This window comes from Flintibacter sp. HCN-6482 (assembly GCF_037892565.1).
Classification (GTDB): Bacteria; Bacillota; Clostridia; order Oscillospirales; family Oscillospiraceae; genus Lawsonibacter; species Lawsonibacter aceti.
In genome coordinates this window covers 556,810-581,035 of the sequence record NZ_JBBKBK010000001.1, presented here as the reverse complement: position 1 = coordinate 581,035, position 24,226 = coordinate 556,810, and the positions used below count along the sequence as shown (strand labels likewise).

30 protein-coding genes are annotated in these 24,226 nt (G+C 59.4%); 25 read left to right on the top strand and 5 right to left on the bottom strand.

Features of this window, described 5'->3' with window-relative positions; translation table 11 throughout:
• Nucleotides 1-54: 54 nt before the first annotated feature.
• From WKS99_RS02805 to WKS99_RS02780, 6 genes are all read left to right on the top strand, one after another.
• The gene (locus WKS99_RS02805) at nt 55-561 is read left to right on the top strand and encodes a hypothetical protein (RefSeq protein WP_340405293.1); all 507 of its coding nucleotides are present in this window, start codon (nt 55-57) and stop codon (nt 559-561) included.
• A complete protein-coding gene (locus tag WKS99_RS02800; protein ID WP_340405292.1) occupies nt 558-2,249 on the top strand; it encodes an NAD(P)H-hydrate dehydratase in 1,692 nt (563 codons plus the stop codon). The genes WKS99_RS02805 and WKS99_RS02800 overlap by 4 nt, the downstream gene beginning before the upstream one ends.
• 32 nt (nt 2,250-2,281) lie before the next feature.
• A complete protein-coding gene (locus tag WKS99_RS02795; protein WP_240286903.1) occupies nt 2,282-2,866 on the top strand; it encodes a hypothetical protein in 585 nt (194 codons plus the stop codon).
• Nucleotides 2,867-2,935: 69 nt separating this feature from the next.
• Entirely contained in the window at nt 2,936-4,075 is a 1,140-nt protein-coding gene (alr, locus tag WKS99_RS02790; protein ID WP_147570903.1) for an alanine racemase, read from the top strand.
• Between the two features lie 276 nt (nt 4,076-4,351).
• Nucleotides 4,352-4,717: a type II toxin-antitoxin system PemK/MazF family toxin gene (locus WKS99_RS02785; RefSeq protein ID WP_317246521.1), complete on the top strand. Its 366-nt coding sequence runs from the start codon at nt 4,352-4,354 to the stop codon at nt 4,715-4,717.
• Nucleotides 4,718-4,782: 65 nt separating this feature from the next.
• A complete protein-coding gene (locus WKS99_RS02780) occupies nt 4,783-5,322 on the top strand; it encodes a hypothetical protein (RefSeq protein WP_147570901.1) in 540 nt (179 codons plus the stop codon).
• 51 nt (nt 5,323-5,373) lie between these two features.
• Here WKS99_RS02780 and WKS99_RS02775 read toward each other — a convergent pair whose 3' ends face one another.
• Nucleotides 5,374-6,735: an MATE family efflux transporter gene (locus tag WKS99_RS02775; RefSeq protein WP_186853307.1), complete on the bottom strand. Its 1,362-nt coding sequence runs from the start codon at nt 6,733-6,735 to the stop codon at nt 5,374-5,376.
• Nucleotides 6,736-6,971: 236 nt separating this feature from the next.
• On the opposite strand from WKS99_RS02775, the gene WKS99_RS02770 reads away from it, so the two are divergent.
• Genes WKS99_RS02770 through WKS99_RS02760 form a run of 3 tightly spaced genes read left to right on the top strand, consistent with a single transcriptional unit; the run spans nt 6,972 to nt 8,468 of the window.
• Nucleotides 6,972-7,277: an STAS domain-containing protein gene (locus WKS99_RS02770; RefSeq protein ID WP_147570899.1), complete on the top strand. Its 306-nt coding sequence runs from the start codon at nt 6,972-6,974 to the stop codon at nt 7,275-7,277.
• A 40-nt stretch (nt 7,278-7,317) separates the two neighbouring features.
• The gene (gene spoIIAB / locus WKS99_RS02765; RefSeq protein WP_147570898.1) at nt 7,318-7,755 is read left to right on the top strand and encodes an anti-sigma F factor; all 438 of its coding nucleotides are present in this window, start codon (nt 7,318-7,320) and stop codon (nt 7,753-7,755) included.
• A complete protein-coding gene (locus tag WKS99_RS02760) occupies nt 7,752-8,468 on the top strand; it encodes a sigma-70 family RNA polymerase sigma factor (RefSeq protein ID WP_147570897.1) in 717 nt (238 codons plus the stop codon). The genes spoIIAB and WKS99_RS02760 overlap by 4 nt, the downstream gene beginning before the upstream one ends.
• Before the next feature lie 187 nt (nt 8,469-8,655).
• On the opposite strand, the gene WKS99_RS02755 is transcribed toward WKS99_RS02760, so the two are convergent.
• The 3 genes from WKS99_RS02755 to WKS99_RS02745 form a co-directional block, all read right to left on the bottom strand.
• A complete protein-coding gene (locus tag WKS99_RS02755; RefSeq protein ID WP_147570896.1) occupies nt 8,656-9,213 on the bottom strand; it encodes a hypothetical protein in 558 nt (185 codons plus the stop codon).
• Between the two features lie 501 nt (nt 9,214-9,714).
• The gene (locus WKS99_RS02750) at nt 9,715-10,422 is read right to left on the bottom strand and encodes a response regulator transcription factor (RefSeq protein WP_147570895.1); all 708 of its coding nucleotides are present in this window, start codon (nt 10,420-10,422) and stop codon (nt 9,715-9,717) included.
• Nucleotides 10,415-11,602: a sensor histidine kinase gene (locus WKS99_RS02745; RefSeq protein WP_186853309.1), complete on the bottom strand. Its 1,188-nt coding sequence runs from the start codon at nt 11,600-11,602 to the stop codon at nt 10,415-10,417. The genes WKS99_RS02750 and WKS99_RS02745 overlap by 8 nt, the downstream gene beginning before the upstream one ends.
• A 228-nt stretch (nt 11,603-11,830) precedes the next feature.
• Between WKS99_RS02745 and pyrE the strand changes: the two genes are divergently transcribed.
• The 12 genes from pyrE to WKS99_RS02685 all read left to right on the top strand — a co-directional run bounded on the left by pyrE (nt 11,831) and on the right by WKS99_RS02685 (nt 21,997).
• Nucleotides 11,831-12,505: an orotate phosphoribosyltransferase gene (pyrE, locus tag WKS99_RS02740; RefSeq protein ID WP_340405291.1), complete on the top strand. Its 675-nt coding sequence runs from the start codon at nt 11,831-11,833 to the stop codon at nt 12,503-12,505.
• Between the two features lie 185 nt (nt 12,506-12,690).
• The gene (locus WKS99_RS02735; protein WP_186853310.1) at nt 12,691-12,966 is read left to right on the top strand and encodes a PF20097 family protein; all 276 of its coding nucleotides are present in this window, start codon (nt 12,691-12,693) and stop codon (nt 12,964-12,966) included.
• Between the two features lie 5 nt (nt 12,967-12,971).
• Complete coding sequence (locus WKS99_RS02730) at nt 12,972-13,685, top strand: JAB domain-containing protein (protein ID WP_147570891.1); 714 nt, start codon at nt 12,972-12,974, stop codon at nt 13,683-13,685.
• A 115-nt stretch (nt 13,686-13,800) separates the two neighbouring features.
• Nucleotides 13,801-15,768, top strand: a complete 1,968-nt coding sequence (uvrB, locus tag WKS99_RS02725) for an excinuclease ABC subunit UvrB (RefSeq protein WP_340405290.1) — start codon at nt 13,801-13,803, stop codon at nt 15,766-15,768.
• 2 nt (nt 15,769-15,770) lie between these two features.
• Nucleotides 15,771-16,199, top strand: a complete 429-nt coding sequence (locus tag WKS99_RS02720) for a hypothetical protein (RefSeq protein WP_262670441.1) — start codon at nt 15,771-15,773, stop codon at nt 16,197-16,199.
• Between the two features lie 134 nt (nt 16,200-16,333).
• Entirely contained in the window at nt 16,334-16,540 is a 207-nt protein-coding gene (locus WKS99_RS02715; protein ID WP_240286912.1) for a hypothetical protein, read from the top strand.
• A complete protein-coding gene (locus WKS99_RS02710; protein ID WP_186853313.1) occupies nt 16,509-17,252 on the top strand; it encodes a TraX family protein in 744 nt (247 codons plus the stop codon). Before WKS99_RS02715 ends, WKS99_RS02710 begins: the two co-directional genes overlap by 32 nt.
• Before the next feature lie 18 nt (nt 17,253-17,270).
• A complete protein-coding gene (gene ybaK, locus WKS99_RS02705; protein ID WP_340405289.1) occupies nt 17,271-17,759 on the top strand; it encodes a Cys-tRNA(Pro) deacylase in 489 nt (162 codons plus the stop codon).
• 13 nt (nt 17,760-17,772) lie between these two features.
• Nucleotides 17,773-18,093, top strand: coding sequence for a TfoX/Sxy family protein (locus tag WKS99_RS02700; protein WP_340405288.1), 321 nt, complete (start codon nt 17,773-17,775; stop codon nt 18,091-18,093).
• Nucleotides 18,090-18,935 (top strand): DUF3788 family protein, encoded by an 846-nt coding sequence (locus tag WKS99_RS02695; RefSeq protein WP_340405287.1) that lies wholly within the window; start codon nt 18,090-18,092, stop codon nt 18,933-18,935. Before WKS99_RS02700 ends, WKS99_RS02695 begins: the two co-directional genes overlap by 4 nt.
• Nucleotides 18,936-18,948: 13 nt before the next feature.
• Nucleotides 18,949-21,774: an excinuclease ABC subunit UvrA gene (gene uvrA, locus WKS99_RS02690; protein ID WP_340405286.1), complete on the top strand. Its 2,826-nt coding sequence runs from the start codon at nt 18,949-18,951 to the stop codon at nt 21,772-21,774.
• Between the two features lie 82 nt (nt 21,775-21,856).
• A complete protein-coding gene (locus WKS99_RS02685) occupies nt 21,857-21,997 on the top strand; it encodes a hypothetical protein (protein ID WP_340405285.1) in 141 nt (46 codons plus the stop codon).
• Nucleotides 21,998-22,173: 176 nt separating this feature from the next.
• Here WKS99_RS02685 and WKS99_RS02680 read toward each other — a convergent pair whose 3' ends face one another.
• Nucleotides 22,174-22,422 (bottom strand): hypothetical protein, encoded by a 249-nt coding sequence (locus WKS99_RS02680; protein WP_147570885.1) that lies wholly within the window; start codon nt 22,420-22,422, stop codon nt 22,174-22,176.
• 79 nt (nt 22,423-22,501) lie between these two features.
• Here WKS99_RS02680 and WKS99_RS02675 point away from each other — a divergent pair, with 79 nt between their 5' ends.
• From WKS99_RS02675 to WKS99_RS02660, 4 genes are all read left to right on the top strand, one after another.
• The gene (locus tag WKS99_RS02675; RefSeq protein ID WP_147570884.1) at nt 22,502-22,726 is read left to right on the top strand and encodes a helix-turn-helix domain-containing protein; all 225 of its coding nucleotides are present in this window, start codon (nt 22,502-22,504) and stop codon (nt 22,724-22,726) included.
• Between the two features lie 5 nt (nt 22,727-22,731).
• Nucleotides 22,732-23,271: a GNAT family N-acetyltransferase gene (locus tag WKS99_RS02670; RefSeq protein ID WP_147570883.1), complete on the top strand. Its 540-nt coding sequence runs from the start codon at nt 22,732-22,734 to the stop codon at nt 23,269-23,271.
• 8 nt (nt 23,272-23,279) lie between these two features.
• Nucleotides 23,280-23,777, top strand: a complete 498-nt coding sequence (locus WKS99_RS02665; RefSeq protein ID WP_147570882.1) for a COG2426 family protein — start codon at nt 23,280-23,282, stop codon at nt 23,775-23,777.
• A gap of 75 nt (nt 23,778-23,852) precedes the next feature.
• Entirely contained in the window at nt 23,853-24,185 is a 333-nt protein-coding gene (locus tag WKS99_RS02660) for a hypothetical protein (protein WP_147570881.1), read from the top strand.
• Nucleotides 24,186-24,226: the final 41 nt, after the last annotated feature.

The window sequence follows — 24,226 nt, the reverse complement described above, 5'->3', positions numbered from 1 at the left end:
TTGTCCGGGGAAGTGTGGTAGAATGGGAAAAAATCTGTGACAGGGGAGAGAACTGTGAGGACCGTTTACTTTGACATGGGGGAGCTGAATCGATTTGGCGCGCTGGGGCTCTTAAGCAGCGAGGCGAAGGTCCTTCCCGCCGGGACTGTGATCCACACCGAGCAGGCCAAGGTCCGGAAGGAGCTGCCTCAGTATCAGGAGATGGCGAAGCGGGCCGGGGTGTTCTTTTTCTTTGAGGACGAGGACGTTCCCAACGCCCCGTTTTTTACAGTGCCCTATATGGAACTTGTCGCCCGGGACCGGGATGGCGGCTGGTATGGCCGGGCGGAATCCATCGGAGACGGGGTTTACTGCGTCACCCCGGACGGGGCGGTGTTCCTGGTGTCGGAAGGTATGGAGCGATTTTCCGGACGGCTGCTGGCGGGGGAGGAGGTCCGGGAGCTGTGGGAGCCGGCCCTGGAGCTGACGGTATACCCATCGAAGACGGCGGCGGCCCAGGTGGTGGAATTAGTCCCAGTGGAGGAGCTGCTGCCAAAGGGATGGAAGGAGCGGGAAAAATGAGTATGCTTGCCACCACAGAGCAGATGAGGGAATTGGACCGGAGGACCATTGAGGAGCGGGGGATTCCCTCTCTGGAGCTGATGGAGAACGCCGCCCGGGAGGCGGCCCAGGCGGTGGTCGATCTGGTGGGGCCTGTGAAGGGGCCAAGACGGCCGGATGGCGTGATTGGGTCGGCTGTTTCGGTAGCATTTGTTATGATGGAGGACAGCCGGGAGCCGACGCCGGAGGAGCAGCGGGAGATGGAGGCTGTCCGGGCCATCGTGGAGAGCAAAAATACCGACCCCACCCAGAGGATCGCTGTTTTCTGCGGTCCTGGCAACAACGGTGGGGACGGCATCGCCGCCGCCCGCATCCTGCTGGAGGAGGGCTATCGTGTCCGCGCCTTTTTGGTGGGCGGCCGGGAGAAGATGACGCCGGACGCAAAGGCGATGGAGGCCTGTCTGATTGAGGCCGGCGGCGTGTTGGAGCCTCTGGACCTGGAGGACAGGAGGCTGGCGGCCTGGCTGGGGACCTGCGACTGCTATGTGGACGCCCTGTTCGGGGTGGGGCTGAAGCGGCCGCTGGAGGGGGATTTTTTGGCGGCGGTCCAGTGGATGAACGGCCGGCGGGCTCCCGTAGTGTCATGCGATCTGCCCTCCGGGGTGGATGGGGACACTGGGGAGATACTGGGCCAGGCTGTCCAGGCCGAAACCACAGTTACCTTCACCTGCGCCAAGCCGGGGCTCTATTTGGGCGCTGGTGCGGGCTGTGCCGGAGAGGTGCGGGTGGCCCATATCGGCATCCCCCAGGATCTGGTTCACCAGATGATATGGCGGGGCCCGGAGCCAATAGAGCTCCATCCGGACTATATGCACTGGAATCTCCCCCGCCGGCCGGCAGACGGCCACAAGGGGGACTTTGGAAAGGTGTTTATTTTGGGGGGCAGCGAGGGCTATACCGGAGCTCCTGTGCTGGCCGCCTGTGGGGCGCTGCGCACCGGAGCCGGACTGGTCTATGTGGGAGTGCCCCGAGAGATCTATCCCATTGTGGCTGTCAAGTGCCAGGAGGCCATGGCCTTTCCTCTGCCGGAGGAGTATGATAAACTATTGGAGAAGGCCCGGTCCTGTGATGTGGCTGTGATCGGTCCGGGCCTGGGCCGGCATCCGCGGATGGAGCGGCTGGTGCGCTCCCTGCTATGTGACCTGGAGATACCGGTGGTGCTGGACGCCGATGGCATAAATGCCCTGTCCGGGCATATAGATAGTTTGGACAGACGGCGGGCGGCCACGGTCCTGACCCCTCACGCCGGGGAATTTGTCCGGTTGACGGGGTGTGCCCTCCCCATCCAGGACAGGGTGACGGCAGCCCGGACTTTTGCCAAGGATCACCGCTGCACGTTGGTCCTCAAGGGGCGGGGCACTGTCACTGCCGCTCCAGACGGCCGCACCTGGCTCAACGGCACCGGGAATCCCGGCATGGCAAAGGGAGGTTCCGGCGATGTGCTGGCCGGGATGATCGCCGCCCTGCTGGGACAAAAGCACCTTCAGGGACCCCATGCCACGGTGTCGGAAACAACTGCTCTGGCTGTGTGGCTTCATGGGAAGGCCGGGGACAAGTGTGCTCAACGGTTTGGGGAGTACGCTATGCTGCCCTCTGACCTGATCGGGATGCTCCCCGAGGTGCTGAAGGAGAATGAGGAGCGAAAATAAAAGCCTATTCATGACGCTTTGGAGGGAAAACTGTGCGCAAACTTCTGTTTTGCGTACCAATGATGATCCTGCTGCTATCCGCCTGTACCGGCGGAGCGGAAGGGAACGAGGCGGAGGAGCTGGCCTTACAGATCCGGGGGGAGTATCTGGCCATGAGCTCCTGCGCGGGGCAGGCGGCCATTACCGCCGACTACGGGCAGCGGGTGTACCAGTATGAGCTGGCGGTGGCGGTGGACGGCGAGGAGACCACTCTGACACTGTCCGCTCCGGACACGGTGGCCGGCATCACGGCCCGCGTTACAGGGCAGGATGGACAGCTGGAATATGACGGTCTTTCAGTGGAAACGGGCCCGCTGGACCCGGAGGGGTTGAGCCCTGTGTCCGCCGTCCCCGCCCTGTTGGAAGGGGCCCGGTCAGGCTACATCGTGTCCTGCGCGCTGGAGGAGGACGGCGCCCTGCTCCGTATGGACTGTGGGGACCCGGAGGGAACTCCGGGCACCGGAAGCGAGGTATCCCTGTGGTTCGACACCTCTACCCATGCCCTGTCCAGAGGCGAGATATCGGTGGACGGATTCCGGGCCATTTTATGTGAGTTTACAGATTTTGCTATGTCCTAGGGGAACAGGCCCTTGGGAGAGGAAAATGGGGCGGCAGGCCCTATTTGGATACAAAAGAAGGTATGACCGATGACAGACAGACGGAAGGCCCGCACCTGGGCGGAGATAGATTTGGGGGCCATGGCACACAATTACCGGGCCCTAAAGGCCTTGACCCCGGCGGGCTGCGGATTTTTGGGGCTGGTCAAGGCGGACGCCTATGGCCATGGGGCGGTTCCAGTGGCCCAAAAGCTCCAGGAGCTGGGAGCGGATATGCTGGCGGTGGCCTGTGCAGCCGAGGGGGAGGAGCTGCGGCGGGGCGGTATTGTCCTGCCCATCCTCTGCCTGGGCCAGACGGACCCGGCGCTGGCCCAGGACCTGCTGGACTGGAACATCACCCAGACTGTGGAGGATCTGGAGTCCGCCCAGGCCCTGTCCCGAGTGGCGCTGGCCGCCGGAAAGAGGCTGCGCGTCCACCTGAAGGTGGACACTGGTATGGGACGGCTGGGGTTTCTCTGGGGGGATGGAGAGAACGGTTCCGCCCTGGAGAAGATGACCGCCCTGTGCGCCCTGCCTGGGCTGGAGGTGGAGGGGATGTTCACCCACTTCGCCGCTGCGGATGAGGACGAGACCTACACCGCAGCCCAACTCAGGCGGTTTCTGGAGGCGAAGAAGGCTCTGGAGGACCGGGGGCTTCATTTCGCAATTTACCATTGCGGCGCCAGCGCCGCTGTGTTACACTATGGGCAGAGCCACATGGATATGATCCGTCCCGGCATCGCCCTATACGGCTTCCCGCCTGCGCCGGGGATAGAGGCCCCCGGCCTGATCCCGGTCATGACTCTGAAAAGCCGGGTGGCCGCCGTCCGGCCAATGCCTGCCGGAAGCCCCATCAGCTATGGCTGTACCGCCGTGCTGGAGCGGGATTCCAGGGTAGCTGTCCTGCCGGTCGGTTATGGGGACGGCCTGCCAAGATCCCTGTCCAACAAGCTGCAGGTCCAGATCGGGGACAGGCTGTGCCCCGTCCTTGGACGCATCTGTATGGATATGTGCATGGTGGACGTGACGGACCTGCCCGACGTGGCGCCGGGGGATGTGGCCCGGATCTATGGCCCTGGGCTGACCCAGCGCGCTGCGGATCAGGCTGAGACCATCGTCTATGAATTATTGTGCCAGCTCTCCCGGCGGGTCCCCCGTATCTATTTGGATGGTGGAAGGGAGATCCGTTGAGTTTGGCCCCCAAAATCCACCGGACAGGCTGGCCCGCTGCCTGTCCGGCCCCGTGACCGCCCGGCTCAGACCCACATAGGATGAGTTGGAGCGGCGGAGAGGGGAGGACCTCTCCAGGGTACAAAGGCGCGGCGGGCTTGGTCAAAGCAAAAAATGCTATTTTTTGGCGGAGAGTATAAACCCCGCCGCTCCGTGGGAGAATCATAGTACAGCGTTACATAGGACCCGGTGGGCGCCTGTAACGCGTACTATCTTTCCAGCGGAGTGTGAATGTACGTGGATAACAGCGTGAAGCGAGGCGACATCTTTTACGCCGATCTCAGCCCGGTGGTGGGCAGTGAGCAGGGGGGCGTGCGGCCTGTTCTGATCGTCCAAAACGATACGGGCAACCGTCATAGCCCGACTGTCATCGCCGCGGCCATCACCTCCCAGACAGGGAAGGCCAGACTGCCCACCCATATCTCGGTGGCACCTCTGAGCTGCGGGCTGCCCAAGGAGTCGGTTATCCTTCTGGAGCAGGTGCGGACCCTGGATAAGCGTCGCCTGCGGGAAAAGATGGGCCGGCTGGACGAGGGAGTCATGAAGCAGGTGGATACCGCTATCGCGGTCAGCTTCGGGCTGCACCCAGAGACCATGGTGTAAAAGTAAGCGGCTCCGCCTATGGGCGGAGCCTACATAAGACAGCGACAGAGATAGGAGTACTTATCATGAAAAAAAGCAGGAGATGGACCCTGGCGGCGGGAACCGCCATCTTGGCCGCCCTCTGCCTGGGGGCTGGAGTGGTGCTGGCCGCCAACGGGGACCAAAATGACCCTCTGGTTACCATGAGCTATCTGGATGAAACGGTTATTCCTGAGGTGGTGGCCAAGGTGGAGGAGAACACTAAGGTCCGGCAGCAGGAGCTATCCACCCAGCTGGCTGCCCAGATAGCCAAATATCAGCAGGAGATAGAGGCGGCAGGCGGTTCTGCCGGTTCTGGCAGCGCCTCCTATACCCTGGTCACGATGACCAGTGGTCAGACCATGGCTCTGGAGGTAGGCTGCGAGGTCCTTCTCCGGGTGGGATCGGCCACGGTCCAGTCCAATACCAGCCCCGCCCTCATTGATATCTCCACCGGCGGGACCGTGAACAGCGGCGCCTCCCTCACGAAAAACCACCTCTATATGTCCACCATCCCAGACCGTACCCTGAAGGCAGCTGCCAGTGATGTGAAGCTGTTGGTCCGAGGCGGCTGGTCCGTTTCCTGAAATTGTTGAATAAGTGAGAAAGCCGCGGCCCACGGGCCGCGGCTTTCTCACTTATTGAGGTGACTGAGACTTTTTGGGCCAGATGCCCTTGACTGCTAGGACAAAGACAGAGGCGTGGAAGATGTTGATTGCGACCCATCCCACTCCGGTGGCCAGAGCCACCGCATCCAGCCCCATGGCCCCTACCAGCAGATAGGTCCCGGCTACCCGCATGGCGATCTGAATGGTGGTGCCCCAGAAGGTAATGTTCATCCGTCCCACGCCCCGGTACCAGCCGACCCAGGCGTGACCGGTGAAGGACAGGAAATAGAACCAGCTGATGTACTTCAAATAAGAGATACATAGCTCCATCCCTTCCGCCTTGCCGCCCAGGAATAGGGCAGACAGGGGATAGGCGCCCAGATTTATTGTCAGGGAGAAGAAAAGACCCATGGTCAAAAGGGTAAAAATCCCCCATCTAAATCCCTGATAGGTGCGGAGTTCCTGGCAGGCACCCCGGTTCTGGGCCACAAAGATTGCGATGGACTCACATCCACTTATGCCGAAGGCCTGAATGAAGTTCTCCACACGGGTGGCGGCGGTGAAGGCGGAGATGGGAGCGGTACTTACCAGGCTGATGCCGTTGACTGCGCTCTGGATGATGAGCTTGCCCAGGTAGAGACTGGACTGTTGGAGGGCCGCCACAGCGGCATAGCTGCTGGTCAGCCGGACCAACTGGCGGTCCATTCTCATATCTCCCCGATGAATCGTAAGAAAGGCACGCCGTTTGCGAATGTAGAGGAAGCATAGCAGGGTGGACAGCAGCTGGGCGGAAGCGGTGGCCAGAGCGGTCCCCTGAATGCCCATGTCAAGCACCGCCACCAGCAGCCAGGCGCAGACTAGGTTGTATCCAAGGGAGGCGAGAAGAAAGTACAGGGCGGCCTGGGTGTCTCCCACAGCCCGGAGGGTGGCGGCCAGATAGTTATAGGTGAAGGTGAATACCATGCCAATTAGAATAATGCGCAGATAGGAGGACACATCTCCCATCAGCTCCGCTGGAGTCTGGATGACGCCCAGTAACTGGGGCAGGAAAATCTGGCCCAACAGGACGGCGCCCAGGGTACATCCGCCGATGAGGACGGCGGACACATAGAGCTGCTGCCGCAGACGGGGGAAGTTTTCCTCGCCGTAAAACTGAGCGATCAGGACGGAAGCGCCCATACAGGCCCCGGTGATGACGTAGATAAACAGGTTCATTACGCTCTCGGCTACCCCTAGGGCGGCAAAGGCACTGTCCCCGATGTAGTAGGTCACCACCAGAGAATTGATGATGTTGTACAGCTGCTGGAGCACGTTGGCAGCCAATAGAGGCAGACAGAGCCGGACCAGCTGGGGCATAATAGGGCCAGAGGTAAGATGTATTTCTCGTGACACCCGAAAGCGCCTCCTGTTGTCAATCGTTCTTCGCATACTACTATACGGCAAAATACAAAATTTGTAAAATAAAAAATTTTACCCCAAAAGATAGGGAAGGAATGACAACGGAAAAGGAGGGAAATACTGTCAACAGACAGAAAGAGGCAGGATATGACAGAGGGCCTGTCCTATAATCAAACCATCTGGGACATAGGGGCGGCCGTCTGCCTTCCCCTGGAAAGGAGCCACAAGAAATGCCTGTGAACTGCACTGAAGAGGAGCGCCGGCTGACCGCGGCGGTGACGGGAGAGCTGGATCACCATGGGGCCAAAGCGGTGATGGAGGAGCTGGACCGGAGGATCGACGCCGCGCTGCCCAGGGAACTGACTCTGGACCTGGGAGGGTTGACCTTTACCGACAGCTCCGGCATCGCCGTGCTGCTGCGGGCACACCGCCGGATGGGCCAGGTGAGAGGAGCCATGCGGGTGATCAACACGCCGGGGCAGGCGGAAAAGGTGTTCCGGGCCGCCGGCCTCCAGCGTATCATCCGATTTGAATAGAGGGGGCGGCCCGCCCTGCACGAAGGAGGACCTACATAATATGAAAATTGAAAATCATGTGAATCTGGAATTTCCCAGCCGCTCCGCCAACGAGGGCTTCGCGCGGGCGGCGGCGGCCTGCTTCGCCGCCCAGCTTGACCCCACGCTGGAGGAGGTCAACGACGTGAAGACCGCGGTCAGCGAGGCGGTGACCAACGCCATCGTCCACGCCTATCCAGACACCATTGGCAAAATCGCCATGAAGCTGCGTCTGCGGGAGGATCACAGCTTGGAAATCGTCATCCGGGACTGGGGAGTGGGGATCGCTGATGTGGACCAGGCCAGGACACCACTGTTTACCACAGGGAACGAGGAGCGGTCCGGAATGGGCTTCACCATTATGGAGAGCTTTATGGACACGCTGAAGGTCCGCTCTGCCCCCGGTAAGGGGACCACTGTGACCATGCGGCGGAAGATCGCCCGCCGGGCTGGGCGGTGAGCGGCACTCTCTCCGACCTGGATCTGCTGGAAGCGGCCCGAAATGGGGACAGCCGGGCCTGTGAACAGGTGCTGGAGGAGAACAACGGTCTGATCTGGAGCGTAGTTCGGCGGTATTACGGCCGAGGTGTGGAGCCGGACGACCTGTATCAGTTGGGGTGCCTAGGCTTTCTGAAGGCGGTCCGCGGCTTTGACCAGTCCTATGGCACTCAGTTTTCTACCTACGCGGTCCCCAAGATTGCCGGAGAGATCCGGAGATTCCTCCGGGATGACGGGCCGGTGAAGGTGAGTCGGGGGCTGAAGGAGCGGGGGATGTCAGTCCGGAATGCCAGGAGTAAGCTTTCCACCCAACTGGGCCGGGAGCCAACCCTGTCTGAATTGGCCCAGGACACCGGGTTGTCTCCGGAGGAGATTGCCTCGGCGGAGACCGCGGCGGAACCTGTTATCTCCCTTCAGGCGGAAACCGGAGATGGGGGATTGACCCTGGAGGGCCTGCTTACTGCCGGAGGCGAAGAGGAAGGGCTGGTGGAGCGGCTCACACTCCGCACCGCCCTTTCCACCCTGCCGGAGCGGGAACAGCAGGTGCTGCTGCTGCGGTACTACCGAGGAATGACCCAGGTTCAGACGGCGCGGGTGTTGGGCGTGTCTCAGGTCCAGGTATCCCGGTTGGAGCGTCGGGCGCTGGACCGCCTACGTCAGGAATTGGTCCCATAAAAAGGAAAAATGACCCAGGCCCAAAGGCCTGGGTCATTTTTTGAAAAAGAGAGGACAGTCCCAGGGAGAGGAGGGACTGTCCAAAAGGGTTTGGCCGGATAGGGGATGAAAAGGAGAGAAGAAGATCATCCCAAGGCCAAATAAGGGAAGAATTGTCCGGCAAAGTGGGAGAGGGGAGCGCCGGACATCAAGCTAGATAACGAAGCAGCTGGCCGGGCTGATCGATGTGATAGAACATCAGACCGGCCATATCTTCTCTGCTGTCCACATTTCGCATGCCAATCACGGCGTGGTCACGGCTTTTCTTGGCGGGCTTGCCGACCAGCTCACCGAAGCGAAGGCTGCCGAAGCCATCTTCGTGGGATTGAACGGCGGTCTTGATCCCTTTGACCAGGGGGAGGTACATCACCTCACCCTTGACCAAGGCGATGATGCGGAAATTGGTGATGGCATAGAGCGTGTTCTTTTCCAGGCACTTTTTATCCATGAAGGGCCGAGCGGAGAGGGCCACAGGTAGAAACAGGGCTACGATGGCCATAATAAGGACATCGGTGAAGGAGCGGGTGCCAGTAATAGAGCTGAAGACCATCAGAACAATGACTGCTGCCAGAACCAGGGCGGAAACGATCCAGGTGAGCAGAATCGAATTTTTGCTGTCGTGATCGAACAGGGAGAAGGGCTTGGGGCGGCCAGACCAGCGGACTTCTTCTCCTTCCCAGAGGATGTTTTTCAAACGGGTGTCCATGATGTACATTGCCTCCTTGTGTTGTTTGTATCCTGATTATAGCAGAGAAGAAATTAAATGGGTGTTAACGAAAAGGAGGTCCAGATTAAAAAGTTGACAAGGAGGCATTTACGCCTCTCCGGCAATAAAAAAACCCCGGTCCCATACTGTGAAACCGGGGGCCCAATGTTAGGTGGACAGCCAGCTTTGGCGGAAGCGGCTGTCCGTGTGTGCTGGCTGACAGACCGCTTTCGGGAGAGAGAAAGGGGCGTCAGCCGGAGAGAGAAAGGGTCCGGGAAAAGTGAGGAAACCCGGATGATGCGGGCAGAGAAGTATTCACTGTCTGCCTTCGCGTGGGAATAGCTCCTACCTGTATTATAGCATCGGGGGAGTGAAATGGGTGTAAATGAAAGAAAGGAAGATGTAAAGAAACCGTTAATCACCGTCGGGGGACAAAAACAGCTCCGGAGGGAGGGATCCGCTCCGGGGCTGCTCTAAGGTCTGCCTGCTCTGCTGGTGGGGTCAATCCTCCAGCATACGGTAGCCAATGCCAAGCTCGGTGTGGATATATTTGGGCTTGGAGGGATCCTCCTTTAGCTTTCGGCGGATATTGGCCATGTTGACCCGCAGAATCTGATTGTTATTGTTGCCGCCGTAGGGCCCCCAGACGTGCTCCAAAATAAAATCGTAGGTGAGCACCTTCCCGGCGTGGATGCACAGCAGCTCCAAAATCTTGAATTCATTTTGGGTGAAGTGGATCTGCTCTCCTGCTAACAGCACCTGGTGCTTCGTGATATCCACCACAAGGTCCTGGACCTGATACACGTCCCTCTGGGCGCCCTGGGACATCTTCAAACGATCCGCCCGGCGGAGCGTGGTGCGGATACGGGCCAGCAGCTCGGACACGCCGAAGGGCTTTACCACATAATCATCCGCCCCCATGTCCAGAGCGCGAACCTTCTCCGACTCGCGGTCACGGGCGGAGATGATGATGACAGGGACCTCTCGGGGCAGGTCGCTGAGCTGTTCCAGCACCTCCAGCCCGTCCATATCGGGCAGTCCCAGGTCCAGCAGGACCAGGTCGGGGCTGTGGGAGAAGAACAGGGAAAGCCCCTCCTTGCCGCTGGAGGCGGGGATGGCCTTATAGTCATTGGCGGCCAGCGCGCGGCAGATAAAGTTGCTGATGGCGTGCTCGTCCTCGATGACCAGGATCAGTCGTTTTTCATTCATGGTCAGACTCCTTCATGGGGAGGCCGAAGCGGATTACCGCTCCGCCCTCCGGGGCATTGCCCGCGGCAAAAAAGCCGTTGTGGGCCTTGATGATGCTTTGACAGACAGACAGACCAATGCCCATCCCGCGGGTGGAATCCCCGTTCAGATCTCGGGACAGAGGCCGGCCAGACTGGACGGCCTGACACACCTCCGGGGGCAGTCCTTTGCCGTGGTCCCGGACCTCCACCACTGCCCACTCGTCCTGACGGAACAGATTGAGCAGGATACCGGACTGGCTGCCGGAGTGGCGGACCGCGTTCTCCAGCAGGTTGACCATCACCTGCTTGATGAGCATGGGCTCCATAGGTAGGTATAAGATATCCTCGGACAGCTCCAGATCCACATGACAGTTGGGGAACCGGCGCCGGGTGGTCAGAATGGCGTCCCCCGCCACCTCCTCCAGCATCTCCTCCCGCTTTTTCAGGGGTATGGTGCCGTCTTGAATTCGGGTGACGGACAGCAGATTTTCCACCATGACGATCAGAGCATCAGCGTCTGCCTTGATATCGTTGGCAAGGGAGGCGTTTTTTTCTGACCGGAGGATGTCCTCGCTGGACAGAAGGACAGAGGCGGCGCCGGAGATGGCGGTCAGAGGGGTGCGCAAATCATGGGACACGGCCCGGAGGATGTTGCCCCGGATCGTCTCCCTGGCGGACTGTAACTGGATGGCCGCTTTTTCTGCGTTGAGCTTTTCATTCATCTCATAGAGGGTCTTGGTGTTCTTTTCCCGGCGGACAGCCTCAATGGCCTGCTGCTTGACCCGGGAAGTAAGGGCGCACACGATACAGGAGATAGCCACCATGGACAGCATGGCAACCGGGTAACCCGTATGGCTCAAGGAAAAGGCGGAATAGGGGACCATAAAAAAGTAGTTGATGCAGAAGGTCCCTATGATGGAGGCGGTGATTCCATAGGCATAGCCGGTGGTAAAAAAGGAGATGCACACCACTGCCAACACGAATACCAGGGCGGAATTGTTTTCCCCGCCGGTGTGGGAGATCAGAATGCCGCTGGTCCAGTAGGCGGCGTACAGCAGAAGAGCAGTGGTTAGGATATCCCGGGGGACCGAAGGTATTCGGTGGACCAACTGGTCCATATAGCCAAAGAGGGCTTTGCATCGCTGCGTCAGGGCGGACATATCTATTCTCTCTCCTTCCGGGACCCTGCCGCCACAGAGGAGCGGAGGCATTGGGCAAAAATATTATATCAAACCTGGCCCGAACCGTAAAGTACAGACACTGTAAAAAAGCCGAAGAAAAATCCGGATGAAAAAAGACGGCGATTTCTTGTATCTGGGGAGGAAAAATGATATAATAATACGATTTCCGGCCTGTGCCGGGCAAACTGGAGAAAAGAGGTCGAAACGATGACATACAAAGAGGAATTTATCACATTTATGGTGCGCTCCGGCGTGCTTACCTTTGGGGATTTTACCACGAAGTCCGGACGGAAGACCCCTTATTTCGTCAACACCGGGAACTACAAGACCGGGGCCCAGGCGGCCAAGCTGGGAGACTACTACGCCGCCTGCATTCAGGAGCATATGCCGGAGGGAATCACCTGCCTGTTCGGCCCCGCCTACAAGGGGATCCCTCTGGCGGTGTCCGCCGCGGCCTCTCTGTACCGGAACTATGACCGGGACCTGCCTTACTGCTTCAACCGCAAGGAGGCCAAGGACCACGGCGAGGGTGGTTCCATGGTGGGCTACGAGCCACAGGACGGAGATGATGTGGCCATTATTGAGGACGTGGTCACCGCTGGCACCGCCGTCCGGGAGTCTATCGAGCTGTTTAAGCATGTGGCCAAGGTCAACATGAAGGCCCTGTTCGTGTCGGTGGACCGGATGGAGCGGGGCACCCGGGACTGCTCCACCCTGGATGAGCTGCGCCAGGACTATGGTATCCAGGTTTACCCCATCGTTACCGTCCGGGAGGTCATCGCCTTCCTCCATAATAACCCTGTGGATGGCAAAGTCTATATTGACGACGAGATGAAGGCTAAAATGGAAGCCTACCTGGCGGAGTACGGGGCCAAAGCATAAACCTATAACCCCCCGTCCCCTTGGAGAGCATGGGGGGCATCGGGGGGTAACTGGTCCCCCCTGAAAATGCGGTGTGCGAAGCGCATATGTTTTTCCCGCAGGAGAAAACCCGCATTTTGAATGGAGGCGTACCTGGCAGAGTACGGAGCCAAGGGCTGAGAGAGCCTTTGATTGGAGGTGCTGGAATGAACTGTCCATACTGTGGCGGATCAATGCTGGAAGGGACGTTCCACGACCGGGGAGACAGCTATATTCTACCGGCCGGGGAGGTGCCTCCCAAGCTCTGGACCAAGGCTGTCCTGAAGAAAAAGCACGCCATTTTGCTGCCTCCGGAGTCCTTTGGCGCTGTGTGGGCACAGCGGCCAAGTGCGTTCTGGTGCGGGATATGTAAAAAAATGCTGGTAGACTATGGGGAGCTGATGTCCCAGGTTGAGGGGCAAGGTACTGAGGGAAAGGAATAGGTCCCATGGCAGAACAAGGAAAGCACCGCCATGCCGGCCACCGGCAGCGGATGAAAACAGAATTTCTGACCCGTGGGTTGGAGGGCTGGCCGGACCACAGGGTGCTGGAGCTGCTGTTGTTTTACGCCATTCCCCAGGGGGATGTGAACGCCATCGCCCACGACCTGATCGACCGCTTTGGCTCTCTGGCCGGGGTGTTGGACGCCTCGGTGGACGAGCTGACAAAGGTGCTGGGGGTGGGGGAGCACACCGCGCTTCTGCTGCGGCTTATCCCCGCTCTGGGCAGGCGCTACCAGATGGACAGGAGCGACCTGGGAAAGATTATCAACAGCATCCACCAGGCTGAGGAGCTCCTGGGTCCCTATTTTTTTGGGGCGAGAAACGAGATGGTCTATGGCCTCTTCCTGGACAGCAAGCGAAAGGCCCTGGGTGTCCGACTGGTGTCAGAGGGCAGCATCTCTGCCTGTGACATCAATATCCGGCGTATTTTGGAGGAGGCGGTGGGTCTGCGTGCCTCCAGGCTGTATCTGGCCCATAACCACATCAGCAATCTGGCCCTTCCCTCCGACGCCGACTGGCAGGCCACTGATGTCATCCGCAGCGCCCTGCTGCCCGCTGGGGTGACGCTGGAGGACCATCTGATCTTCGTGGACGGGGACGTGGTGTCCCTGATGGAGACAGAGCGTCGGCAGGGCCGTCCCATGTATCAGCTGTTATAAGTACCCGCTCCTCCCCCTGCAAAAACGGTGGGAGGAGCGAAAAACTCTTGTGTTGGAACAAATGTTCTGATATAATGAGGAGTAATCTGTATAGACTACTGGCGAGGTGAAGGGAATGCCCAAATTTGAAGTGGTTTCAGAATATACCCCCAGCGGCGACCAGCCGGAGGCCATTCAGGCTCTGGCCCAGGGGATCGAGATGGGGCTGGACGAGCAGACCCTGCTGGGAGTGACCGGCTCGGGCAAGACCTTCACCATGGCCAAGATCATCGAGAAGGTCCAGCGTCCCACCTTGGTACTGGCCCATAACAAGACTCTGGCCGCCCAACTGTGCGCCGAGTTTAAGGAATTTTTCCCCAACAACGCGGTGGAATACTTCGTGTCCTACTACGACTACTACCAGCCGGAGGCCTATATCCCCCATACGGATACCTTTATCGAAAAGGACTCCGCCATTAATGAAGAGATCGACCGTCTCCGCCTGTCCGCCACCGCCTCCCTGCTGGAGCGGCGGGACGTGATCGTGGTATCCTCGGTGTCCTGCATCTACGGCCTGGGCGAGCCGGAGGATTTTGAGAAGATGATGGTTTCCCTCCGGGTGGGCGCCCAGATGGAGCGGGACGAGATGCTGAAAAAGCTGGTGGCCATCCGCTACGAGCGCAACGACATCGCCTTTGAACGCAATATGTTCCGTGTCCGGGGAGACACGGTGGAGATCTGGCCAGCCTACTGGAAGGACACGGCCATCCGGGTGGAGTTTTTCGGGGACGAGATCGACCGCATCAGCGAGATCAATGTGGTCACCGGCACCCCCATCCGTCGGCTGACCAATATCCCTATCTGGCCTGCCACCCACTATGTCACTCCCAAGGAGAAGATGGACGCCGCTATCCAGGAGATCTACAAGGAGTTGGAGGAGCGGGTGGCTTTCTTCGAATCGGAGAACAAGCTCATTGAGGCCCAGCGCGTCAAGCAGCGCACCATGTACGACGTGGAGATGATGCAGGAGCTGGGCTACTGCTCAGGCATTGAGAATTACTCACGGGTGATTGAAGGCCGCCCCGTCGGCTCGCCTCCCCATACCCTGCTGGACTATTTCCCAAAAGACTTCGTTCTGTTTATCGACGAGAGCCATGTCACCCTGCCCCAGGTGCGGGCCATGTACAATGGGGACCGGGCCCGCAAGACCACCCTGGTGGACTACGGCTTCCGCCTGCCCTGCGCCTTTGACAACCGGCCGCTGAAATTTCCGGAGTTTGAGCAGCGGGTCAACCAGGTGGTCTATGTGTCCGCTACCCCTGGGGAGTACGAGCGCACCCGCTCCGGACAGATTGTGGAGCAGGTCATCCGGCCCACCGGTCTGCTGGATCCCCGCATTGAGGTCCGTCCCGTAGAGGGGCAGATCGACGACTTGATCGGCGAGATAAACCAGCGTACCGCCAGGAACGAGCGGGTGCTGGTCACCACCCTGACCAAAAGGATGGCAGAGGATCTGACCGCCTATCTCCAGGGGGCGGGGATCAAGGTGCGCTATATGCACCACGACATCGATGCCATGGAGCGCATGGAAATTATCCGGGATCTGCGCCTGGGTGCCTTCCATGTGCTGGTGGGGATCAACCTGCTGCGGGAGGGGCTGGATCTGCCTGAGGTGTCCTTAGTGGCCATTCTGGACGCGGACAAGGAGGGATTTCTCCGAAGCGAGACTTCCCTCATCCAGACCATCGGCCGGGCGGCCCGAAACGCCGAGGGCATGGTCATCATGTACGCCGACACCATCACACCCTCCATGCGCCGGGCCATGGACGAGACGGAGCGGAGGCGGGAGAAGCAGGACGCCTTCAACAAGGCCCACGGCATCGTACCCAAGACAGTCATCAAATCGGTGCGGGCTCTGCTGGATATCTCTGCCGAAGGGGAGGATACCCCGGAGAAGAAGGGCGAGGTCCAGGGCCTCACTAAACAGCAGAAGGCAGAGCGGATCGCCCGTCTGGAAAAAGAGATGCGCGAGGCTGCCAAGATGCTGGAGTTCGAGCTGGCGGCCGCCCTGCGGGACCAAATCATTGAACTGCGGGGGAAATAACCGTGAGCGCAAAATTTTCTATGGGTAGAAACTGTGTGGAGATATTCGATTTTTGGTGTAATGACCGGGAAAGTAACGATCCCTACGGCACCGAGTTCAAGGTTCGTGTGTGCTCCAATGGCGAGGACAATTACGGAGAGAGCGAGGAAGAATATGTCGGCACCGGCTCTTGGATGTGCGGGATCGAAGAGGTCAGGAACTTTGTGGGTCAACTGGATGAGATGAATCATCTCCAGGGGAAACACGCTGAGATCAAAGATGTTTCCTACGGAGGCAGGCTGTGCTTCGATCTGGACCGCATGGGCCATGTTCAGGTCAGCGGTACGCTGTTTGGTGTGTATGGGATCCAAAGCCTCAAATTTGAATTCACAGGGGATCAGACCGCCCTGGGACCCTTTTTGGACGGCCTGCGTGAATGTTTGAGGGGATGAGCCAATGGTCATGCCCAGGCGCAAACAAAACCGCCTGACCGATTGCGACTATGGCCGACCGGGGTATTATTTCATCACGATTTGCACCCGCGGAAAGAGGCATACACTTGGGACTGCCGTAGGGGCCGATGCTGGTGCGTTATTTAAAACGCTCTGTCACCGTAGCGTGGGATGAACCAGTGTGGCAGGATGATTATTACGACCACATCATCCGCAACGACCGGGACTATCGACGCATCTGGCAATACATCGACACCAATCCCGCCAAATGGCGGGAGGACCGCTACTACTGTGATATGGAGAGAGAAAATGACCGTGCTCAACCGGCTGAAATGCCTTAATTCCCTGCATTTGAAACTATTGGCGATGGCGCTGATGCTGTGTGACCATATGTGGGCCACAGTGATTCCCGGGGCCGCGTGGATGACCAGTATAGGCCGGCTGGCTTTTCCCATCTTTGCCTTCCAAATCGCGGAGGGCTTTGCCCGCACCCATCATTTCAAAGGATATCTTGGGCGGATCTTTCTGTTTGCCTTGATCTCCGAGATCCCCTTTAATCTGATGTACGGGGGGAATGTGATCTATCCCTTCCATCAGAACGTGCTGTTCACCTTCTGTCTGGCCCTGCTGATGCTGCGTCTGACCCGGGCTGGGGCGGAAAAAGGCGGTCTCTGGCGCTATCTGACCCTTGGAGTGGCCTGCTGGCTGGGCTATGTTCTGGGCCAGCTGTCTATGGTGGACTACGGCGGTCTGGGGGTGCTGACGGTGCTGCTGTTCTGGGTGTGCCGGGAGCTGCCCTTTGGCTGGCTGGCGGAGCTGGCTGGGCTGTGGATCATCAACGGCGTGCTGATGGGCGGGATGCAGTTTCCAATCTCTCTGGGAGGACTGGAGTTCTCCTTCCCGCAGCAGGGGCTGGCCGTGCTGGCCTTGCTCCCTATTTGGATGTATAACGGGCGGCGAGGGCCCGGCGGGCGGGGATTCCAATATTTCTGCTATGCCTTTTATCCCGTCCATATTTTGATCCTGGCTGTGCTGTGGATCTACATACTGTAAGAGAAATGAGGCGATCCCGTGGCAAAGCAGAAGGATGAAAAAACCAATGTGATGCGGATCTTGGACCAAAAAGAGATCCCCTATACCCCCCACACCTATCCCCACGAAGAGGGGGAGGCGGTGGACGGGGTGACGGTGGCCGGGATCATAGGCCGGGATCCGGAGTGTGTGTTCAAAACGCTGGTGGCCCGGGGGGCGTCCGGTGCCTTGTATGTCTTTGACATCCCGGTGGCCGACAGCCTGGACCTGAAAAAAGCGGCCAAGGCGGTAGGGGAAAAGTCCGTCGCCATGCTCCACCAGAAGGAGCTGCTCCCCCTGACTGGCTATGTCCACGGGGGCTGCTCGCCCATCGGCATGAAGAAGCAGTACCCCACGGTGTTCCATGAGACAGCGGAGATTCTGGATACCATTATCGTGTCCGCCGGTAAAATCGGCTGTCAGGTGGAGCTTTCCCCCACAGATCTGATTGGGCTGGTTGGGGCGGAGACCGCCGATCTGACTGTTTGAAAAGGAGAAGACTATGTCTACCAGCCCTGAATTTGTTGCCTATCTCTGCGAACAGCTGGAGGGAACGGGGGAAGTCCGCTCCCGCAAGATGTTCGGAGAGTATATGGTGTATCTCAACGACAGGCCTGTGCTGCTGGTGTGCGACGACACCCCCTTTGTCAAGATGCTCCCCTGTGTGGCCAAGCTGCTGGGAGACCGCCCCTCCGCCGCCCCCTATGAGGGGGCCAAGCCCCACTATGTCCTGGACCCGGACGACGGGGAAACCCTGCGCCGGGCGGCGGAGCTGGTGGCCCAAAACAGTCAACCGCCCAGGAAACGGAGGAAGCAGACATGAGAGAGCAAGCAGACAGGGAAAAATTCCAATACCTCCCCACCGCTGAAAACGGGTTTCTCCTGCTGGGAAAATCGGAGGAGGGGGGCTGGACGGCGCTGGAGGAGTCCGGGCCGAGCCCGGCTCCTGAGCCGGAGCCAGAGGAGCCGGCGGGAATTTATCCCTGCCCCTGCTGCGGATTTCTCACCTTCCCCGTGCCCAAAGAGAAGGCCCTGGCCTATATCTGTCCGGTGTGCTTCTGGGAGAACGACCTGTTCGATCCCGGCGAGGACGACCCCAGCGATGAGAACCACGGCATGACCCTGCGCCAGGGCCGGGAAAACTACCGGAAATGGGGGGCGGTGCGGGAGGACCTGGTCCGCTTCGCCCGGGAGCCCCGACCGGAGGAGATGAGACTGGATCCTTCGACTCCCTGGGACGCGGCATTTCCCCGGAACATTCAGCCCAACATGGATGAAATCGCCCGCTGGGTAGGCAGTCCACTGTTTTTCCGGCTCCAGAGCTGGATGGAGAACACTTACGGGGTGAAGCCCGCCATCGAGTTCAGCGGGTGTTCCATGGATCGTGGCTGGAACGTGAAGTATAAAAAGGGATCCAGGGCCCTGTGCGCCTGCTACATCCGGGCGGGCTGGTTTACCGCCCTGGTGACGGTGGGGGCAAAGCAGATGGAGGAACTGAACGCCCTGCTGCCCACCTTTTCCCCGGCCTTTCAAACCGTGTTTGAGAATACCCCGCTGTTCAACGGCGGCAAGTGGCTGGTGCTGGATGTGAAGCGGGAGGAGCAACTGGAGGATGTCCGACGGCTGGTCCTGCTGAAGGCCGGACCGCCCAAAGGGAAACAATAAGGAGAACCAGATCATGCATACTCATATTACCGTCAAAGGCGCACGGGTGAACAACCTGAAGAATATCGACGTGTCCATCCCAAGGGACAAGCTGGTGGTGCTCACCGGCCTGTCCGGGTCGGGCAAATCCTCCCTGGCCTTTGACACAATCTACGCCGAAGGGCAGCGCCGCTATGTAGAGTCCCTATCCTCCTATGCCCGGATGTTCCTGGGCCAGATGGAGAAGCCGGATGTGGACTACATCGACGGCCTGTCCCCGGCTATTTCCATCGACCAAAAGACCACCAGCAAGAATCCCCGCTCCACCGTGGGGACGGTGACCGAGATCTACGACTACCTCCGGCTGCTGTGGGCCCGGGTGGGCACGCCTCACTGCCCCATCTGCGGCAAGGAGATCCGTCAGCAGACCATAGACCAGATTATCGACCAGGTGCTGGCCCTGCCGGAGGCCACCCGTATCCAGGTCATGGCTCCTGTGATCCGGGGAAAGAAGGGGGAGCACGCCAAAGTTTTTGAGGACGCCCGAAAGTCGGGCTATGTCCGCTGCCGGGCGGATGGCATCACCTATGACCTGTCCGAGGAGATCAAGCTGGAGAAAAACAAGAAGCACGATATTGAGATCGTGGTGGACCGGCTGGTCATTCGGGAGGATATCACACGCCGGCTTACCGACAGCGTGGAGATCGCCTCCAACCTGGCGGGGGGCCTGGTGGTCATCAACGTGGTGGGGGAAGACCGGGATATCCTGTTCTCCCAGAACTACGCCTGTGAGGACTGCGGCATATCCATTGAGGAGCTCACCCCCCGGATGTTCTCCTTCAACAATCCCTTTGGGGCCTGTCCCACCTGTATGGGCCTGGGCTCCCAAATGAAGATCGACCCGGACCTCATCATGCCAAACAAGAATCTATCCATCGTCGAGGGGGGGATCACCGCCTCTGGCTGGAACAACATCAAGTCGGACGGAATCTCCCGGATGTACTTTGACGCATTGGCCAAGAAATATAAGTTCAAGCTGAACACCCCCATCAAGGACCTGCCGAAGGAGGTGCTGGACGTTATCCTCTACGGCACGGGCGGGGAAAAGCTGACCCTCCACTATGACCAGCCCAGGGGCCAGGGCACCCTGTACCAGCCTTTTGAGGGCATCGTCACCAATCTGGAGCGCCGCTATCGGGAGACCCAGTCCGACGGTATGAAGCGGGAGCTGGAGGAGTGTATGTCCCAGTGCCCCTGCCCTACCTGCCAGGGGCGCAGGCTGAAAAAGGAGTCCCTGGCCGTCACTGTGGGAGGGCTGGATATCGACAGCTACTGCCACAAGAGCGTCAGCGACGCCCTGAACTTCATGGAGCGGCTGGAGCTGAATCCCACCCAGACCATGATCGCCGCCCAGATCGTCAAGGAAATCAAAAACCGGCTAGGCTTTCTACGCTCCGTGGGCTTGCAGTACCTGACCCTCAGCCGGGAGGCGGGGACCCTGTCCGGCGGCGAGAGCCAGCGGATCCGGCTGGCCACCCAGATCGGTTCCTCTCTCATGGGGGTGCTGTATATCCTGGACGAGCCCTCTATCGGTCTGCACCAGCGGGACAACGACAAGCTGCTTGCCACCCTGAAGGAGCTGCGGGACCTGGGCAACACCCTGCTGGTGGTGGAGCACGACGAGGACACCATGCGGGAGGCAGACTATATCATCGACGTGGGTCCCGGCGCAGGAGTTCATGGCGGCCAGATCGTGGCCGCCGGCACCCCGGAGGAGGTCATGAACACCCCAGGCTCTATCACCGGGGACTACCTGTCCGGCCGCAAAAAAATCCCCGTTCCCACCCAGCGCCGGAGAGGGAACGGGAAGTATTTGAAGATATTTGGGGCCAGGGAGAACAACCTGCGGGGCGTGGATGTGGAGTTTCCCCTGGGTACCTTTACCTGTGTTACCGGGGTATCCGGATCGGGCAAATCCTCCCTGGTCAACGAGATCCTGTTTAAGAAGCTGGGAGCTGATTTGAACCGGACCAAGACCCGGGCAGGGAAGCACGACCGCATCGAGGGGGAGGAGTTTTTGGACAAGGTCATCAACATCGACCAGTCCCCCATTGGCCGCACGCCCCGCTCCAACCCAGCCACCTATACCGGCCTGTTCAACGATATCCGGGACCTGTTTGCCTCCACCCCCGACGCCAAAAGCCGGGGCTATGGCCCTGGACGATTCTCCTTCAACACCAGGGGCGGCCGGTGCGAGGCCTGTACCGGCGACGGGCTCATCAAGATCGAGATGCACTTTTTGCCCGATATCTATGTCCCCTGCGAGGTGTGCAAGGGCAGGCGGTACAACCGGGAGACGCTGGAGGTGCGCTACAAGGGCAAGAACATCTACGAGGTGCTGGAGATGACGGTGGATGAGGCCCTGCCCTTCTTTGAAAATCTGCCCCGCATCTATAACCGCCTGAAAACCCTGGAGGAAGTGGGGCTGGGCTATGTGAAGCTGGGCCAGCCCTCCACCGAGCTGTCCGGCGGCGAGGCCCAGCGGGTCAAGCTGGCCACTGAGTTGTCCAAGCGATCCACGGGCAAGACCATCTATATCCTGGACGAGCCCACAACGGGCCTCCACTCTGCCGACGTCCACAAGCTGATCGAGGTCCTCCAGCGGCTGGTGGAGGGGGGGAACACGGTGGTGGTCATCGAGCACAACCTGGATGTCATTAAGACCGCCGACCATATCATCGACCTGGGCCCCGAAGGGGGCGACGGCGGGGGGACCATTGTGTGTACCGGCACGCCGGAGGAGGTGGCGGCCTGTCCGGCCAGCTATACCGGGCAGTATCTGAAAAAGCTGTTGAACTAACGCCGCCGCCAGAGCCCCCAAAAATTTGGAGCCGAAGGCGGAGAATTTCCGGAGGCGGGATTCATTTCCGCTGAGGATTTTAATGATAAGGGCCCCCATCCCGGCCCGCCGGGATGGGAAGAGCGACGGCGGCGGGACCATTGTGTGTACCGGCACGCCGGAGGAGGTGGCGGCCTGTCCGGCCAGCTATACCGGGCAGTATCTGAAAAAGCTGCTGAGATAACGCCGCCGCCAGAGCCCCCAAAATTCGGAGCCGAAGGCGGAGAATTTCCGGAGGCGGAATTCATTTCCGCCGAGGATTTTAATGATAAGGGCCCCCATCCCGGCCCGCCGGGATGGGAAGAGCGACGGCGGGGGGACCATCGTCCGCGCTGGCACGCCGGAGAAGGCGGCGGCCTGCTAGTGGGCCCCTCCGGCCGTCGGGGGGATGGTCTCAAGGTCCCCGGCCAGGGCCATCCCCGTTTTGAGACCGAGGCGAAAGCCCTGCACGGCAAAAAAAGCGGTCACCGCTTCCAGAGATTCCCGTTGGAGGGGGCCCAGTTCGTTTTCCAACAGATCAAACCACATGGTTTCCCCATCATCCTTGGGTTGGCTTTCAATGTAGGACCTGATATAATGGGCGTACATCCATTTCATGAGATCTGACATATAAACACCTGCTAACAACTTTTAAAGTTGCCTTTATTATACACAACATTTAATGTTATGTCAAGGGGTTACGAGAGAAATGAAGATTATTTTGCCCGGTATTGCGGAGCGGTTGCAGCCATTACGTCAGGAACAAAATAAAACCCAGCAAGAGATGGCCAACATGCTGGAGTGTACAGTACAACACTATCAACGAATCGAGTATGGCAAAGTGAACCTCCCATCCACGACTTTAATCTTTCTGGCCGACTATTTTGGCGTCACCACCGACTACCTATTAGGACGTACAGAGGAAAGGAAATAAGACAAATGACTTTTGAACGGATTACCTCCCCGGACCATCCGGCCTTTGACCGCGCCTTTGCCCTGTATACAATCAGTTTTCCTCTCCACGAACAGCGTACACGAGAGAAGCAGGAGCGAGTGTTGTCCCATCCGGAATATCACTTCGATGTTATCTGGGAGGGAGAAACCTTTGTGGGGATTCTTCTGCACTGGGAGGAGGAGGGCTTTTCCTATGTGGAGCACTTTGCTACCGATCCGGCTCTCCGGGGCCAGGGGCTGGGAGCCAGGGCTCTGGAGCTGTTGAACAGCAGGGGCAAAAGCGTGGTGCTGGAGATCGATCCGCCAGTGGACGAGCTCTCCATCCGCCGAAAGGGCTTTTATCAGCGGGCTGGCTTCTGGGAGAATCCCTTTCTCCATGTCCATCCGCCCTACCGCCCCCAATTCAAAGGTCATCCCCTGACGGTGATGACCTATCCCACCCCCTGGGACAGGGGGACATATGAGACGTTTTGGGTCTGCCTGCGGGACACCGTGATGGCGGACTGTAAAACGGACGAACAATGAGGTGTTCCATGGATATTTTCCAGTTCTTGACCGACACCACTGGGGGCAAATGCCTGTTTACCATGCTGGTGTCTATGGTCCCCATCATCGAGCTGCGGGGCGGCCTGCCCTTCGGGGTGGCTCTCGGCCTGCCCTATTACCTGGCGTTCCCGGCGGCGGTCCTGGGCAACCTTATCCCCGCCCCCTTTATCATCGTCTACATCCGCCGGATCTTTGAGCTAATGCGCAGGTATATGCCAAGGCTTAACGGCCTGGTGGACAAGCTGGAAAAGAAGGCCCACCTGAAGGGGCAGAAGGTCCAGAAATACCAGTATCTGGGACTGTGGATCTTTGTGGCCATCCCCCTGCCCGGTACCGGGGCCTGGACCGGCTCTCTGGCGGCCGCCTTTTTGGGGATGCGGTTGAGGAAAGCCCTGCCCGCTGTGGTCATGGGCGTGCTGACCGCCGGGTGTATCATGCTGGCTCTGACCCATGTAGGGATCAACCTATTCTCCGGCACCATGTAGCGGACGGCAGAGAAGGGTCGGAGGGAAACACCAGCGGCCCGCCTTCCGCATAGGATGGCCCGGAGGTGTTGCTCTGTGGAGATGATATGGGATACCCTGCTGGCGGCTGTATGTGTGTTGGGACTGGCCTTTGTGGCCTGGTGGCTCTTTGGCCGCCTGTTTCGTCCTATGCCGGGTCAGGGAGTGCGGGTGCTCATCCCCGGCCGGGGGGAGGGGGAGGACCTGGAGCAGACCCTGCGGGCTTTTATGTGGCTCCGGGGGCTGGGACTGCTGGACTGCCCCATTATCATCGCTGACCTTGGCCTGACCCCCAAGGGCTGGGAGCTGGCCCTGCGGCTGACGGCCCGCTGGCCTGGGGTAGTGCTGTGGCCAGCCTCTGACCTGCCGGACTACATAGCGAGGAGCTGAACCAGGGGGCGGCCGGAGGCCGCCCCTATCCAATATCAGGA

What these genes read in the sequence shown, in the direction of transcription:
- WKS99_RS02680 (WP_147570885.1), bottom strand. Translation starts at nt 22,422, where the DNA reads ATGTCAGATCTCATGAAATGGATGTACGCCCATTATATCAGGTCCTAC.
- alr (WP_147570903.1), top strand. Translation starts at nt 2,936, where the DNA reads ATGACAGACAGACGGAAGGCCCGCACCTGGGCGGAGATAGATTTGGGG.
- WKS99_RS02745 (WP_186853309.1), bottom strand. Translation starts at nt 11,602, where the DNA reads ATGTCCGCCCTGACGCAGCGATGCAAAGCCCTCTTTGGCTATATGGAC.
- WKS99_RS02665 (WP_147570882.1), top strand. Translation starts at nt 23,280, where the DNA reads ATGGATATTTTCCAGTTCTTGACCGACACCACTGGGGGCAAATGCCTG.
- WKS99_RS02750 (WP_147570895.1), bottom strand. Translation starts at nt 10,422, where the DNA reads ATGAATGAAAAACGACTGATCCTGGTCATCGAGGACGAGCACGCCATC.
- WKS99_RS02700 (WP_340405288.1), top strand. Translation starts at nt 17,773, where the DNA reads ATGTCTACCAGCCCTGAATTTGTTGCCTATCTCTGCGAACAGCTGGAG.
- WKS99_RS02800 (WP_340405292.1), top strand. Translation starts at nt 558, where the DNA reads ATGAGTATGCTTGCCACCACAGAGCAGATGAGGGAATTGGACCGGAGG.
- WKS99_RS02685 (WP_340405285.1), top strand. Translation starts at nt 21,857, where the DNA reads ATGATAAGGGCCCCCATCCCGGCCCGCCGGGATGGGAAGAGCGACGGC.
- uvrA (WP_340405286.1), top strand. Translation starts at nt 18,949, where the DNA reads ATGCATACTCATATTACCGTCAAAGGCGCACGGGTGAACAACCTGAAG.
- pyrE (WP_340405291.1), top strand. Translation starts at nt 11,831, where the DNA reads ATGACATACAAAGAGGAATTTATCACATTTATGGTGCGCTCCGGCGTG.
- WKS99_RS02780 (WP_147570901.1), top strand. Translation starts at nt 4,783, where the DNA reads ATGAAAAAAAGCAGGAGATGGACCCTGGCGGCGGGAACCGCCATCTTG.
- WKS99_RS02730 (WP_147570891.1), top strand. Translation starts at nt 12,972, where the DNA reads ATGGCAGAACAAGGAAAGCACCGCCATGCCGGCCACCGGCAGCGGATG.
- WKS99_RS02710 (WP_186853313.1), top strand. Translation starts at nt 16,509, where the DNA reads ATGACCGTGCTCAACCGGCTGAAATGCCTTAATTCCCTGCATTTGAAA.
- WKS99_RS02670 (WP_147570883.1), top strand. Translation starts at nt 22,732, where the DNA reads ATGACTTTTGAACGGATTACCTCCCCGGACCATCCGGCCTTTGACCGC.
- WKS99_RS02695 (WP_340405287.1), top strand. Translation starts at nt 18,090, where the DNA reads ATGAGAGAGCAAGCAGACAGGGAAAAATTCCAATACCTCCCCACCGCT.
- WKS99_RS02755 (WP_147570896.1), bottom strand. Translation starts at nt 9,213, where the DNA reads ATGGACACCCGTTTGAAAAACATCCTCTGGGAAGGAGAAGAAGTCCGC.
- uvrB (WP_340405290.1), top strand. Translation starts at nt 13,801, where the DNA reads ATGCCCAAATTTGAAGTGGTTTCAGAATATACCCCCAGCGGCGACCAG.
- spoIIAB (WP_147570898.1), top strand. Translation starts at nt 7,318, where the DNA reads ATGAAAATTGAAAATCATGTGAATCTGGAATTTCCCAGCCGCTCCGCC.
- WKS99_RS02675 (WP_147570884.1), top strand. Translation starts at nt 22,502, where the DNA reads ATGAAGATTATTTTGCCCGGTATTGCGGAGCGGTTGCAGCCATTACGT.
- WKS99_RS02770 (WP_147570899.1), top strand. Translation starts at nt 6,972, where the DNA reads ATGCCTGTGAACTGCACTGAAGAGGAGCGCCGGCTGACCGCGGCGGTG.
- WKS99_RS02735 (WP_186853310.1), top strand. Translation starts at nt 12,691, where the DNA reads ATGAACTGTCCATACTGTGGCGGATCAATGCTGGAAGGGACGTTCCAC.